The sequence below is a fragment of the Kribbella sp. NPDC048837 genome (assembly GCF_055586945.1).
Window position 1 is genome coordinate 1,206,792 of record NZ_JBVJHF010000002.1, and the last position, 13,689, is coordinate 1,220,480.

Consider the following 13,689-nt stretch of genomic DNA (forward strand, 5'->3'; position numbering starts at 1 on the left):
ACCTACAGGTCGCGCCTTCCTGGCTCTCCGTCTGAGAGGGAAGGCTGTCCGCATGCATCTCGAGCTGTCCGGCCTGACCAAGAGCTTCGGCTCGCTGGTCGCCAACGACCACATCGACCTGGTGATCGAGCCGGGTGAGATCCACTGCCTGCTCGGTGAGAACGGGGCCGGCAAGAGCACGTTGATGAACATGCTCTACGGGCTGCTGCAGCCCGACTCGGGCGAGATCGTGATCGACGGCGAGAAGGTGCAGATCACCTCGCCGAGCGACGCGATCAAGCACGGCATCGGCATGGTCCACCAGCACTTCATGCTGGTCCCGGTGTTCACCGTCGCCGAGAACATCATGCTCGGCCGGGAGAACGTCCACCCCGGCGGCGTGCTGGACCGCAAGAAGGCGCACGCCCTGGTCACCGAGCTGTCCGACCGGTACGGCTTCGAGGTCGACCCCGAGGCGCTGGTGGAGGACATCCCGGTCGGCGTGCAGCAGCGGGTGGAGATCATCAAGGCGCTCACCAACGACGCCAGTGTGCTGATCCTGGACGAGCCGACCGCGGTGCTCACCCCGGCCGAGATCGACGAGCTGATCGGCGTGATGCGCCAGCTCAAGGAGAACGGCACGTCGATCGTCTTCATCACCCACAAGCTCAAAGAGGTCAAGGCGATCGCGGACAAGATCACCGTGATCCGCCGCGGCAAGGTGGTCGGCGACGCCGAGCCCACCGCCAGCGAGGAGGAGCTCGCCGAGCTGATGGTCGGCCGCGCGGTCGACCTGGTCGTCGACAAGACGCCGGCCGAGCCGAAGGACGTCGTCCTGCGGGTCGAAGGCCTGACCGTGATCGACGAGCGTGGGTTCACCGCCGTCGACAACGTCGACCTCGAGGTCCGGGCCGGCGAGATCCTCGCGGTGGCCGGTGTCCAGGGCAACGGCCAGACCGAGCTCGCCGAGGCGCTGCTCGGGCTGACGCCGATCGCGGCCGGCAAGATCTCGCTCGACGGCAACGACCTGACCGGGACGTCGACGCGGCACCGGCTGGACGCCGGCATCGGGTACGTCCCGGAGGACCGCGCCCACGACGGCTTCGTCGGCTCGTTCACGGTCGCCGAGAACCTGGTCCTCGACCTGTTCCGGAAGGCACCGTTCGGCACCGGGCTGGCGCTGCGGACCGACGAGATCGACAAGAACGCGACCGCCCGGGTGGAGGAGTTCGACATCCGCACCCAGGGCATCGACCTGCCGGTGTCGTCGCTGTCCGGCGGCAACCAGCAGAAGGTGGTGCTGGCCCGCGAGCTGTCCCGGCCGCTGAAGCTGCTGGTCGCCTCGCAGCCGACCCGCGGTGTCGACGTCGGCTCGATCGAGTTCCTGCACAGCCGGATCGTCGAGGAGCGCGACAACGGCACCGCGGTCCTGATCGTGTCCACCGAGCTGGACGAGATCGCGGCCCTGACCGACCGGGTCGCGGTGATGTACCGCGGCAAGGTCGTCGGCGTCGTCCCGGCAGACACCCCGCGCGACGAACTGGGCCTGATGATGGCCGGCGCCTCCAGGTCCGAGGCGCACGATGTCGCGATCGAGAACCCGACCACGTTGGGAACCATCTAGATGAGCACAGAAACTCCGGTCGAGCCGGCGCCGGCCGCGCCCGCCCCGGCCAAGGAACCGCGGGGCTCCGGCCTGCCGTCGTGGGCGGTCCAGGGCCTGGTCTCGCTGAGCGCGATCGTGCTGGCCCTGGTGGTCGGCGCGATCCTGATCATCGTCAGCGACGAGCAGGTGAAGGCCGCCATGGGGTACTTCGGCGCCGCGCCGATGGACACCATCTCCGCCGCGGCGAGTGCCGTCGGTGAGGCCTACAAGGCGCTCGCCCTCGGCGCGTTCGGCTCGGTCACCGCGATCACCGAATCGTTGACCCAGGCAACCCCACTGATCTGCGGCGGCCTGGCCGTATCGCTCGCGTTCCGCACCGGCCTGTTCAACATCGGTGCCCAGGGCCAGCTGATCATGGGCGCCATCCTGGCCGCGTACGTCGGGTTCGCCTGGCACCTGCCGCCGGTGCTCCACCTGCTGGTCGCGATCCTCGCCGGCCTGATCGGTGGTGCGGTCTGGGGCGGTGTGGTCGGACTGCTCAAGGCCCGGACCGGCGCGCACGAGGTGATCGTCACGATCATGCTCAACTACGTCGCCATCTACCTGCTGTCGTGGTTGCTCACGACCACGGCCTTCCGGCGGCCCGGGCGGACCGACCCGATCTCGCCGGTCGTCGACGCGAACGCGCAGTACCCGCAGTTCGGCGACACCCGGCTGCACGGGGGGTTCATCCTCTCGCTGCTCGCCGCGGTCTTCGTCTGGTGGCTGCTGAACCGGTCCACGATCGGCTTCGAACTGCGCGCCGTCGGTGCGAACGCCGATGCCTCGCGGACCGCGGGCATGTCGGTCGGCCGCGCGTACATCATCGCGATGGTCGTGGCCGGTGCGCTCGCCGGCCTGGCCGGCACCCAGCAGGTGCTCGGAACCGACCTTCCACTGACCGACGGCGTGGCCGCCTCGGTCGGGTTCGACGCGATCACGGTCGCGCTGCTCGGCCGCGGGACGCCGCTCGGCACGGTGCTGGCCGGTCTGCTGTTCGGCGCGCTGAACGCGGGCGGTCTGCAGATGCAGCTGATCACCCAGACGCCGTTGACGCTGACCACCGTCCTGCAGGCGCTGATCGTGCTGTTCGTCGCGGCTCCGGCACTGGTGCGTTCGATCTTCCGGTTCCTGCCGAAGGAACGTGGAACAGGTCCCGTCCTCGCGAAAGGCTGGAACGGATGAGCGAGACGACTGCCGACACTGTTCGTGTGCCGGCGCCGGCCGCGATCGAGGCTCCGGCCGACCGGACCCGCCGGTTGCGGGTCGGCGGTGTGATGCTGGTGTTCGCCCTGATCGGCCTCGGCCTGGCGATCTTCACCAACGGCGGCAAGGCGACGTTCCAGCTGGTCTCCGGCGACCTGCAGAACAACCTGCTCGGCGTCCCCGCGCAGTTCACCGCGCTGGTGCTCGGCATCTTCGGCGTGATCGCCGCGGGGGCGTATCTGCTGCGCCGGGTCCCGCAGTCGTACTCCGGCTACCTGGCCGCCCTGCTCGGGATCTGCTTCATCGGCTCGTTCCTGTGCTGGGCGGCCGCGGGCAAGACCTTCCCGCTGGCCAACCAGTTCCAGGGCACGCTGAACTTCGCCACCCCGCTGATCCTCGGCGCGCTCTCCGGCGTGCTGTGCGAGCGCGCCGGTGTCATCAACATCGCGATCGAGGGCCAGTTCCTGGTCGGCGCGTTCACCGCGGCGGTGGTCGCCAGTACGACCGGGAGCGCGACGGCGGCGCTGATCGCGGCCGCGGTCACCGGGGTCCTGATGGCGGCGCTGCTCGCGGTGTTCTCGATCAAGTACCTGGTCAACCAGGTCGTCCTCGGTGTCGTGCTGGTGGTCTTCGCGACCGGCATCACCGGCTTCCTGTTCGACCAGTTCCTGCAGAGCGACGCGGAGAGGCTGAACACGCCGACCGTGCTGTCGGCGGTGAAGATCCCGCTGCTGGGCGACATCCCGTTCATCGGGCCGATCCTGTTCCGCCAGACGGTGCTGGTCTACCTGACCTATATCGCGGTCGCGGTCGTCACGTTCGTCCTGTTCCAGACCCGGTGGGGCCTGCGGGTCCGCGCGGTCGGCGAGCACCCGAAAGCGGCCGACACGGTCGGTATCAGGGTCAAGCGGGTCCGGTACTCAGCGGTCCTGTGGGGCGGCGTCCTGGCCGGCCTCGGCGGCGCCTTCTTCACGGTCGGGTACGCCGGGTCCTTCAGCAAGGAGATGACCGCCGGCAACGGGTTCATCGCGCTGGCCGCACTGATCATGGGCCGCTGGCACCCGATCGGCGCGATGGTCGCCGCGCTGTTCTTCGGTTTCGCCACCCAGTTGCAGTCCCAGCTGCAGATCATCCAGACCCCGATCCCGGGCGAGCTCCTGCTGATGGCGCCGTACCTGGCCACGATCATCGCGGTCGCCGGCCTCGTCGGACGGGTCAGAGCCCCGAAGGCCGATGGTGAGCCCTACGTCACCGAGTGAGGTCGACTGGCCGGCGCTGCGCGCGGTGGCCGTCGACATGATGCGCCGCGCCTACGCGCCGTACTCCGGGTACGCCGTGGGCGCGGCGGCGCTGGTCGACGACGGGCGGATCGTTGCCGGGTGCAACGTGGAGAACGCGTCCTACGGGCTCACGCTGTGCGCCGAGTGTGGCCTGGTGTCGGACCTGCACCGGACCGGTGGGGGACGGCTGGTCGCGTTCACCTGCGTCGATCACCACGAGCACTTGCTGACCCCGTGCGGGCGGTGCCGGCAACTGTTGCACGAGAACGGCGGGCCGGGACTGCTGATCGAGACCCCGACCGGCGGCCGGCCGCTGCGCGAGCTGTTGCCTGACGCGTTCGGGCCCGAGTTTCTGGAGGACAAGTGAGCTTCGACGCCGTCGACGTGATCCGTACCAAGCGGGACCAGGGCGAGTTGAGCGACGGCCAGATCGACTGGGTCATCGACGCGTACACCAAGGGCGACGTCGCCGACGAGCAGATGTCGGCGCTGGCGATGGCGATCCTGCTGAACGGGATGAACCGGCGCGAGATCGCCCGCTGGACCGCGGCGATGATCGCGTCCGGCGAGCGGATGAACTTCGGCAAGCTGTCCCGACCGACGGCCGACAAGCACTCGACCGGCGGTGTCGGCGACAAGATCACGTTGCCGTTGGCCCCTTTGGTGGCCGCGTGCGGGGTCGCCGTACCGCAGCTGTCGGGTCGGGGTCTCGGTCACACCGGCGGCACGCTGGACAAGCTGGAGTCGATCCCGGGGTGGCGCGCGGCGCTCTCGAACGACGAGCTGATGCGTCAGCTGGAGGACGTCGGAGCGGTGATCTGCGCGGCCGGCGACGGGCTCGCGCCGGCCGACAAGAAGCTCTACGCGCTCCGGGATGTGACCGGCACGGTCGAGGCGGTCCCGCTGATCGCCAGCTCGATCATGAGCAAGAAGATCGCCGAGGGTACCGGCGCGCTGGTGCTCGACGTGAAGGTCGGTACGGGCGCGTTCATGAAGGACCTGGCCGACGCGCGCGAGCTCGCCGAGACCATGGTTGCCCTGGGCACCGACGCCGGGGTGAAGACGGTGGCCCTGCTCACCGACATGTCCGTCCCGCTCGGCCTGACCGCCGGGAACGCGCTGGAGGTCCGTGAGTCCGTCGAGGTCCTGGCCGGCGGTGGTCCCGCCGACGTGGTCGAGCTGACCGTTGCCCTGGCCACCGAGATGCTCGCCGTGGCGGGCGTCACCGGAGTGGACCCGGCCGAGAAGCTTCGCGACGGTACGGCGATGGACGTCTGGCGGACGATGATCGCTGCCCAGGGCGGTGACCCGTCCGCCGAGCTCCCGGTCGCTCCCGAGCAACACGTCGTACCGGCTCGGGCCTCCGGGGTGCTGTCGAAACTGGACGCCCTGGCCGTGGGTGTGGCCGCGTGGCGGCTGGGTGCCGGCCGGGCGCGTAAGGAGGACCCGGTGTCAGCGGTCGCGGGTGTGGAGCTGCACGCCAAGCCGGGCGACCAGGTGCAGGAGGGCGCGCCGCTGCTCACCCTGCACACCGACGACCCGTCGCGGATCGAACGCGCGCTCGAGGCCCTGACTGACGCTGTGGGCGTCTCGACGTCCTACGAGCCCGGGCCGCTGGTGATCGACCGCATCACGGCCTGACTCAGCTGGAAGTGGCGGTGAGGCGGGCTCGCTGCTGCTTGGCCAGGCCGGTGAGCAGACCGGTGTCGGGCTCGAGGTTGGTGCCGAGGGCACCGGTCTCGCGGACGCTGAGCTCGGCGACCAGGGCCCCGACGACGAAGCTGACCTCGGCGATGGCGACGTTCTGACCCGCGCCGCCGTCGTACTGGACCTGGGCGTCGCTGAGGGCGCCCGGCACGCCGAACGACCGCTCGTGGGTGTCCTGGCTCCAGAAGCCCTGCTGCAGGGTCTTCGCCTTGGCCACGGAGCCGGCCTTGAACAGCTGGAGTGTGAAGCGCTTCTTCCGGTCCGGGCTGAGCCGGGTCGCCCGGTAGCCCTCGACGAAGCTCGCGTTGAGCAGCAACGCCCGGTCGGTCGCGGGCTCGGCGGACCAGCTGTTCAGGAAGGCGGTCGCGGTGAACGGTCCGGTGGAGTCCTGCGTGTCGGCGATGTAGCCGCGGGGAAGCACAGCCAGGCCGGCCAACGAGCCCTTCGGCAAGGTCTTGTCGGCGGGGCCCGCCAGCGCGGACTTCTTCGCGGCGGGGGCCTGCAGGGTGCCGGCCGAGGCGCCGGTGTCGTTCCCGCAGGCGCTCGCGCCGAGCAACAGCAGGCTGATTACAGCGGCGACGCCTGGCGCAGTCCGCTTCACGGTTCTTCTCCGTCCGGCCACTCGCCCCCGAGAGCCACAGATGGCTCCGGACCAGATGCCATCAGAGAAAAGTTAACACCAAGCTAACTAACCAGATCTGGCCTGCGTGAGAAGGGTCTCTATGCGGCGGCGGGCGGCCTTGGGGTGCAGGGGTTCGCAGCCGGCCTCGACGCAGCGGCGAACCACCTGCGGATCGTCGCGGAGCAGGAGCAAGCCGCGACGGAGCAGCGTCAGCGGGGGTTTGCGCCGCTCCCGCAGGTCGCGCTGGAACCGCCGGACGAACGTGACCAGGCGGTGGTGCCGCACGCAGATCGCGGCGGCGAGCAGGCCCCGGTCCCGGAGCGCGCCGGTGATCTGGTCGGCGAAGATGCCTTCGGCAACGATCAGCGGGGAGTCGTCGGTGGTGACCGGCCGGTGACCGACCGTGCCGTCGGCGGCGATGTCGTAGATCGGCAGTTCGGCGGAACCCGTCGTACACAACTGCTCGAGCGCCGCCACGGCCCGGTCGCCGTCCCACGAGCGCGGGTCGTCCCAGTCCACGATCCCGAGCGGCGATCGCGGCATCGCGTCGTCGTCGCCGTCGCGGTAGAAGTCGTCCAGCCGCACCACCGGCAGCCCCACCAGCTCGGCCAGCCGCGACTTCCCGGCCCCCGACGGCCCCGCCAGCAACACCACCCGTGAACGCACCCGAGCATTCTCCGTCATCCCCACCGCTTCCACCCAAGCCCGGGTCGTCAGGGTGCGAGGAGGGCCTGCCGGAGGGCGTCGGCGTGGGTCGTGAACCAGTGGTTGGTCCGGTCGGTGAGTTCTGCTTCGCCGGTGGTCCAGCGTTGGTGGAACCACGGGTGGCCGGTTTCGGCGCCGCGGCGGACGTAGTCCATGCACCAGATGTGGTTGTCGGCGGCGGCGTCGACCAGGCGGAGGCGGTCCGGCTCGGTCAGGCCGTAGGCGTCGGCGAAGCGGCGGAGGCGGCTGAGTGTGCGACCACGACGTACGTCGGCGATGTCGGGGTCCGGGCGCAGCGGAGCCCAGAGCCGGACGGCGGTGGCGATGTCCCACAGCACCGATCCCGGGCCGGCCAGGTCGAAGTCGATCAGCGCGACCGCGACGCCGTCCCGGAACACGACGTTGTCGAGGTTCGGGTCGTTGTGGCTGATCAGCCCGGTCACGTACGCCGATGGCACGGGCTCGGCCCACTCCAGCCCGGACGGCGTGAAGTCCGCGACCGCGTCGTGGTACGAGCGCAGCAGTACGGCGACGCTGTCGAGCGCCTCGTCCGTCATCGACCAGGCCGGGTACGGCGCGGTGACCGTCTCACCGGCCAGGTACGACAGCACCTCGCGCCCCTGCGAGTCGATGCCCAGCAGCCTCGGCGCGCCATCGAACCCGGCCTGCTCCAGGTGCAGGAGCAGCGCGTGCGTGGCGGTGCTGCTGGCGCGCAACGGCCGGCGGACGGTATCGCCGACCCGCACGACCAACCCGCGGTTCGCGGTACCGCCGAGCAGCAGGGTCTCGACCTCGGAGGGCATCGCCGGTCAGTGTGTCTCGTCGAGGAGCGCCTTCGCCAGGGGTGAGTGGGTAACGATCCCGTTCACCAGGCCGCTGCGGACCGCCGCCCGGACCGCGCCGACCTTGGCCAGGCCGTACGGAATCGCGATCACCTCGTCGATCTTGTCCATCTGCTCGGCGTTGATCGCGATCACCCGATCGGTCACCCGGCTCTGCACCGGCTCGCCGGCCGCGTCCACGAAGACCCCGGAGATATCCGCGACGACGCCGCGCTTCTCGAGCTGATCACAGGCCTTCTCGTCCATCGCGTCGTACAGCGTGGACTGTCCGGCCGCCCACGACCCGAGCCCGACCACGGCCTTCGTGACCGAGTCGAAGTGGCCGATCGCCGCCGCCACCTCCGGCTGCTGCCGCAGCGCGCGGGCGGTGGCCGCGTCCGGTACGACGAGCGGCGCGTAGAACAGGTAGGCCGGTCCGCCGGACAGGCGGGCCGTGTGCCGGACGAGTTCCACCGAGTTCGCCTCGACGTCGGGACGGGTGAGTGCACCGGTGAGCTGGACGACCGGAACCGGGGCGAGCGAGGTCAGCTGCTCGGTCATCGCGGTGACCGCGCGGGCCCAGGCGAGCCCGAGGACGTCCTCGGGCGTGACGATCTCCGACAGCAGGTCCGCGGCCGCCTTGCCGAGCTGGGTGCGCAGCGCGGCCTCGTCCACCTCGGGGGTGTCGACCACGATCGCCCGGCGCAGCCCGAGCGACTCCTGCAGCCGCGCGGACAGGTCGAGGTCGATGGACCCGGGGTGACTGATCTCGATCCGCACCAGTCCGCTGCTGCGGGCCTGGTCGAGCAACCGCGCGACCTTGAACCGGCTCAGCTGGAACTCGTCGGCGATCTCCACCTTCGACCGCCCGTCGACGTAGTACCGCCGCGCGATCGACGCCGTCAGCACCAGCTGCGCCGGCCCGAACGTTCCCGTGCCAGGCTCCATCAGACCCTCCCCGCTCATATGAGCACACCTGGCCCCAAGTGTTGCACAGACTCTTGACAGGTCAAGGGCCTTCCCGGTTCACTCATTGTGTGAGCGGAGGTGTGCTCAAATGAGCGAGGAGCGAGGGAGCGGCTCGTGCTGAACAGGCGCAAACGCATCGGAGCGGTCGGAGTCGCCTTCCTGGTGAGTGCGGTCAGTGGCTGCGCGGGCTGGGGAGGCGGCGCGGGTGGCGGTGGATCCGACAGCATCAACGTGCTGATGGTGAACAACCCGCAGATGGTCGACCTGCAGAAACTCACCGCGGACAACTTCACCAAGCAGACCGGCATCAGGGTGAACTTCACCGTGCTGCCGGAGAACGACGTCCGGGACAAGATCAGCCAGGAGTTCTCCAGCCAGGCCGGTCAGTACGACGTCGCGACGGTGAGCAACTTCGAGATCCCGATCTATGCCAAGAGCAAGTGGATCGCGCCGCTGTCGGACTACATCGCCAAGGACCCGTCGTTCGACCAGGACGACATCCTCAAGCCGATGACGCAGTCGATGAGCTCCGACGACGGCAAGATCTACGGCGAACCGTTCTACGGCGAGTCGTCGTTCCTGATGTACCGCAAGGACGTGCTGGCGTCGAAGGGCGTCACGATGCCGGCCAAGCCCACCTGGCAGGAGGTCGCGGACATCGCGGCCGAGGTGGACAACGCGCAGCCGGGGATGCGCGGCATCTGCCTGCGCGGCCAGCCCGGCTGGGGCCAGCTGTTCGCGCCGCTCACGACCGTCGTGAACACCTTCGGCGGCACGTGGTTCACCAAGGACTGGCAGGCGCGGGTGAACGCGCCGGAGTTCACCGAGGCGACCAACTTCTACGTCGACCTGGTCCGTTCCCACGGCGAGGCGGGCGCACCGCAGGCCGGGTTCACCGAATGCCTGAACAACACCATCCAGAGCAACGTGGCGATGTGGTACGACGCCACCTCCGCGGCCGGATCCCTCGAGGCGCCGAACTCGCCGGTGAAGGGAAAGATGGGCTACGCCCCGGCGCCGGTGGTCAAGACCGACAGCTCCGGCTGGCTGTACGCCTGGGCCTGGGGCATCCAGGAGGCGTCGAAGAAGAAGGACAACGCCTGGAAGTTCATCTCCTGGGCATCCGGCAAGGACTACGAGGAGCTCGTCGGCCGGCAGCTCGGGTGGTCCCGGGTCCCGGCCGGCAAGCGGGCGTCGACGTACGAGAACGCGGAGTACCTGAAGGAGGCGTCCGCGTTCGCGGAGCCGACCAAGCAGGCGATCGAGAACGCCGATCCGAACAACCCGGGCGTGCAGCCGCGGCCGGCTCCGGGCATCCAGTTCGTCGACATCCCGGAGTTCCCGGACCTCGGGACGCAGGTCAGCCAGGACGTGAGTTCGGCGATCGCCGGGCGGATGAGCGTCGACAAGGCACTGAAACGCGGGCAGGAGCTCGCCGACGACGTCGCCGAGCGCTACCGCTCGCGACAGGCCAAGTGAGGGGTGGAGTCATGTCTGTCGACGAGAAGACCGGCACCGCGACGCAGGTAGGGCGCCGGAACGCTCCACCGTCCGGCTCCGAAGGCACGATGATGCGCAAGGCCGGCGACTGGGCCCGCCGGGCGCCGCTGATGCCCGCGCTGGTGTTCATGATCATCGTCACCCAGTTGCCGTTCGTGGTCACGATCATCGTGTCGTTCATGGACTGGAACGCGTACTACCCCGACGAGCGCGGGTTCGCCGGGATCGACAACTTCCGCCGGGTGATCACCGACTCGAACACCCGGCACGCGATCTGGGTGACGATCCTGCTGACCGCGGGCGTCGTGCTGATCAGCCTGGTGCTCGGGCTGCTGATCGCGTTGCTGCTGGACCGGAAGTTCCGTGGCCGGGGTGCGGTCCGGACGATGATGATCACGCCGTTCCTCGTGGTCCCGGTCGCTGCCGCGCTGTTGTGGAAGCACGCGCTCTACAACCCGACGTACGGCTTGTTCAACGGCGTGCTGAAGTGGATCTTCGGTGCGAACGCGCCGCAGCCGGACTGGATCAGCAACCAGCCGTTGTGGTCGATCATCTTCGCGCTGGTCTGGCAGTGGACGCCGTTCATGATGCTGATCCTGCTGGCCGGTCTGCAGAGCCGCCCGCTGGACGTGATCGAGGCGGCCGGGATCGACGGCGCGAACCAGTGGGAGATCTTCCGCTACATGACGCTCCCGCACCTGAGGCAGTACCTGGAGCTGTCCGCGCTGCTCGGCTCGATCTACGTCGTCCAGAACTTCGACGCCGTCTTCACCATCACCTCCGGCGGCCTCGGCACGGCCAACCTGCCGTACACGATCTACCAGACCTTCTACACCGCGCACGACTACGGCCGGGCCTCGGCCGCGGGCGTGATCGTGGTGATCGGCACGATCCTGATCGCGACGTTCGCCCTGCGGTCGGTGTCCACCTTGTTCCGAGAGGAGACCGGACGATGAGCGGTCAAGTCACGATCGTGACGGGGCGGAAGAACCGTGGCGGCATGGCGTTGTCCGCGCTGGCGTGGATCGTCGGTCTGCTGTTCATCCTGCCGGTGCTGTGGATGCTGCTGACCTCCTTCCACTCCGAGGAGGACGCGGCCAAGAACCCACCGGACCTCGCCGCGCCGCTGACACTGGACGGCTACCGGGCGTTCTTCGACACCGGACCGTGGCCGGCGATCGCGAACTCGCTGACCGCGAGCATCCTGTCCACCGCGTTCGTCATCCTGCTCGCGTTCCCGGCGGCGTACGCGCTGTCGATCCGGCCGGTGAAGAAGTGGACGGACGTGCTGTTCTTCTTCCTGTCCACCAAGATGCTGCCGGTGGTGGCCGGCCTGCTGCCGATCTACCTCTTCGCGCAGTCGGTGAACTTCCTGGACAACATCTGGCTGCTGATCATCCTCTACATGTCGATGAACCTGCCGATCGCGGTCTGGATGCTGCGCAGCTTCCTGTCCGAGGTGCCGGTGGAGATCCTCGAGGCCGCATCGGTCGACGGGGCGAGTCTGTCCCGCACGCTCCGCTCCGTGGTGGCACCCATCGTCACGCCGGGGATCGCGGCGGCCGCGTTGATCTGCTTCATCTTCAGCTGGAACGAGCTGCTGTTCGCCCGGGTGCTGACCGGCACGGTGGCGCAGACGGCGCCGGTGTTCTTGACTGGGTTCGTGACCAGCCAAGGATTGTTCCTCGCCAAAGTCTGTGCCGCCTCCATCGTGGTGTCGTTGCCGGTGCTGATCGCCGGGTTCGCCGCACAGGACAAGCTCGTCCAGGGCCTGTCGCTGGGGGCGGTCAAGTGAAGTTGTCCGCGGCCAGCCTTGATGCCCTGGGCAACGAGATCGGGGTTCCGTCGTACGACCGTACGGCGGTACGCCCCGGGATCGTGCACTTCGGGGTCGGCGGGTTCCACCGCGCCCACCAGGCGATGTATCTCGACCAGTTGATGAACGACGGCAAGGCGCTCGACCGGGGCATCGTCGGCGTCGGCGTGCTCCCGCACGACCGGAAGATGTCCGACGTCCTCTCCGCCCAGGACCACCTGTACACGCTGGTGATCAAGTACCCGGACGGGACCCTCGAGCCGCGCGTGATCGGGTCGATCGTCGGCTACCTGTTCGCGCCGGACGACCCGGCCGCCGTGCTGGACCGGCTCGTCGACCCGGCCACGCGGATCGTGTCCCTGACGATCACCGAGGGCGGGTACAACGTCAACCAGGTGACGGGTGAGCTCGACACCTCCGATCCCGGGCTGTCCGCCGATCTGGAGCCGGGTGCGGTGCCGGTCAGTGTCTTCGGGTTCATCGTCGAGGCGCTGGCCCGGCGGCGGGCGGCCGGCGTACCGCCGTTCACGGTGATGTCCTGCGACAACATCCCGGGCAACGGGCACGTCGCGCGGAAGATGCTGGTCTCCTTCGCCCAGCTGAAGGATCCGTCGGTGGCGTCCTGGATCGCCGCGGAGGTGCGGTTCCCGAACTGCATGGTCGACCGGATCACGCCGGTGACCACGGACGCCGACCGGGAAGCGCTGGCCGAGCGGTTCGGGATCGAGGACGGCTGGCCGGTGGTGTGCGAGCCGTTCACGCAGTGGGTGCTCGAGGACGACTTCGGTGGCGACCGGCCGCCGTACGAGGAGGTCGGCGTACAGATCGTCGACGACGTCGAGCCGTACGAGCTGATGAAGCTGCGGCTGCTGAACGCGAGCCACCAGGCGCTCTGCTACCTCGGCTACCTGGCCGGCTACCGGTACGCGCACGAGGTGTGCCAGGACAAGCTGTTCGTCGACTTCCTGCTCGGCTACATGGACGACGAAGGTGCACCGACCCTGCCGCCGGTGCCGGGAGTCGATCTGGGTCGCTACAAGCACCAGCTGATCGAGCGGTTCGCGAACCCGGAGGTCCGGGACACGCTGGCCCGGCTGTGCGCGGAGAGCTCGGACCGGATCCCGAAGTGGCTGCTGCCGGTGGTCCGCGAGCAGTTGGCGGCCGGGCGAGAGATCAAGCGCTCGGTGCTCGTGGTCGCGTCCTGGGCCCGCTACGCCGAAGCCGTCGACGAGCAGGGTGCGCCGATCGAGGTGGTGGACCGGCTCCGCGACAAGCTGGTCGAGCGGGCCCAGCACAACCGCGCGGACCCGCTGGTCTTCATCGCGGACCCGGACCTGTTCGGTGACCTGGCCTCGAACGAGCAGTTCGTGACCCAGTACAAGGCTGCTGTGCAATCGCTCCACGAGATCGGCGCCCGGGCCACGCTCGAGGCCCTCTAG

Annotated in this window: 13 protein-coding genes; 9 read left to right on the forward strand and 4 right to left on the reverse strand. The window is 69.1% G+C overall.

Going from position 1 to position 13,689, the window contains the following annotated elements; genetic code table 11:
• The first annotated feature begins 52 nt into the window (after positions 1 to 52).
• From ACZ6O0_RS13750 to ACZ6O0_RS13770, 5 genes are read left to right on the forward strand one after another with little or no spacing between them, the layout of a single operon-like run.
• Entirely contained in the window at positions 53 to 1,603 is a 1,551-nt protein-coding gene (locus ACZ6O0_RS13750) for an ABC transporter ATP-binding protein (protein WP_465765191.1), read from the forward strand.
• A complete protein-coding gene (locus tag ACZ6O0_RS13755) occupies positions 1,604 to 2,809 on the forward strand; it encodes an ABC transporter permease (RefSeq protein WP_465765192.1) in 1,206 nt (401 codons plus the stop codon).
• Positions 2,806 to 4,089, forward strand: a complete 1,284-nt coding sequence (locus ACZ6O0_RS13760) for an ABC transporter permease (protein WP_465765193.1) — start codon at positions 2,806 to 2,808, stop codon at positions 4,087 to 4,089. The genes ACZ6O0_RS13755 and ACZ6O0_RS13760 overlap by 4 nt, the downstream gene beginning before the upstream one ends.
• Complete coding sequence (locus ACZ6O0_RS13765) at positions 4,064 to 4,477, forward strand: cytidine deaminase (RefSeq protein WP_465765194.1); 414 nt, start codon at positions 4,064 to 4,066, stop codon at positions 4,475 to 4,477. The genes ACZ6O0_RS13760 and ACZ6O0_RS13765 overlap by 26 nt, the downstream gene beginning before the upstream one ends.
• A complete protein-coding gene (locus ACZ6O0_RS13770) occupies positions 4,474 to 5,751 on the forward strand; it encodes a thymidine phosphorylase (RefSeq protein WP_465765195.1) in 1,278 nt (425 codons plus the stop codon). Before ACZ6O0_RS13765 ends, ACZ6O0_RS13770 begins: the two co-directional genes overlap by 4 nt.
• A gap of 1 nt (position 5,752) precedes the next feature.
• Here ACZ6O0_RS13770 and ACZ6O0_RS13775 read toward each other — a convergent pair whose 3' ends face one another.
• The 4 genes from ACZ6O0_RS13775 to ACZ6O0_RS13790 all read right to left on the reverse strand — a co-directional run bounded on the left by ACZ6O0_RS13775 (position 5,753) and on the right by ACZ6O0_RS13790 (position 8,913).
• Positions 5,753 to 6,418 carry a hypothetical protein gene (locus tag ACZ6O0_RS13775; RefSeq protein ID WP_465765196.1) on the reverse strand — a complete coding sequence of 222 codons (666 nt, stop codon included), beginning with the start codon at positions 6,416 to 6,418 and terminating at the stop codon, positions 5,753 to 5,755.
• A gap of 87 nt (positions 6,419 to 6,505) precedes the next feature.
• Entirely contained in the window at positions 6,506 to 7,105 is a 600-nt protein-coding gene (locus ACZ6O0_RS13780; protein ID WP_465765197.1) for a uridine kinase family protein, read from the reverse strand.
• A gap of 47 nt (positions 7,106 to 7,152) precedes the next feature.
• Positions 7,153 to 7,947, reverse strand: a complete 795-nt coding sequence (locus ACZ6O0_RS13785) for a phosphotransferase (RefSeq protein ID WP_465765198.1) — start codon at positions 7,945 to 7,947, stop codon at positions 7,153 to 7,155.
• 6 nt (positions 7,948 to 7,953) lie between these two features.
• On the reverse strand, positions 7,954 to 8,913 hold the full coding sequence (locus ACZ6O0_RS13790) for a sugar-binding transcriptional regulator (protein WP_465765199.1): 960 nt from the start codon (positions 8,911 to 8,913) through the stop codon (positions 7,954 to 7,956).
• A 135-nt stretch (positions 8,914 to 9,048) separates the two neighbouring features.
• Here ACZ6O0_RS13790 and ACZ6O0_RS13795 point away from each other — a divergent pair, with 135 nt between their 5' ends.
• Genes ACZ6O0_RS13795 through ACZ6O0_RS13810 form a run of 4 tightly spaced genes read left to right on the forward strand, consistent with a single transcriptional unit; the run spans position 9,049 to position 13,689 of the window.
• Positions 9,049 to 10,413, forward strand: coding sequence for an ABC transporter substrate-binding protein (locus ACZ6O0_RS13795; RefSeq protein WP_465765200.1), 1,365 nt, complete (start codon positions 9,049 to 9,051; stop codon positions 10,411 to 10,413).
• Between the two features lie 11 nt (positions 10,414 to 10,424).
• Entirely contained in the window at positions 10,425 to 11,390 is a 966-nt protein-coding gene (locus tag ACZ6O0_RS13800; RefSeq protein WP_465765201.1) for a carbohydrate ABC transporter permease, read from the forward strand.
• Complete coding sequence (locus tag ACZ6O0_RS13805; RefSeq protein ID WP_465765202.1) at positions 11,387 to 12,229, forward strand: carbohydrate ABC transporter permease; 843 nt, start codon at positions 11,387 to 11,389, stop codon at positions 12,227 to 12,229. The genes ACZ6O0_RS13800 and ACZ6O0_RS13805 overlap by 4 nt, the downstream gene beginning before the upstream one ends.
• Entirely contained in the window at positions 12,226 to 13,689 is a 1,464-nt protein-coding gene (locus ACZ6O0_RS13810) for a mannitol dehydrogenase family protein (protein ID WP_465765203.1), read from the forward strand. Before ACZ6O0_RS13805 ends, ACZ6O0_RS13810 begins: the two co-directional genes overlap by 4 nt.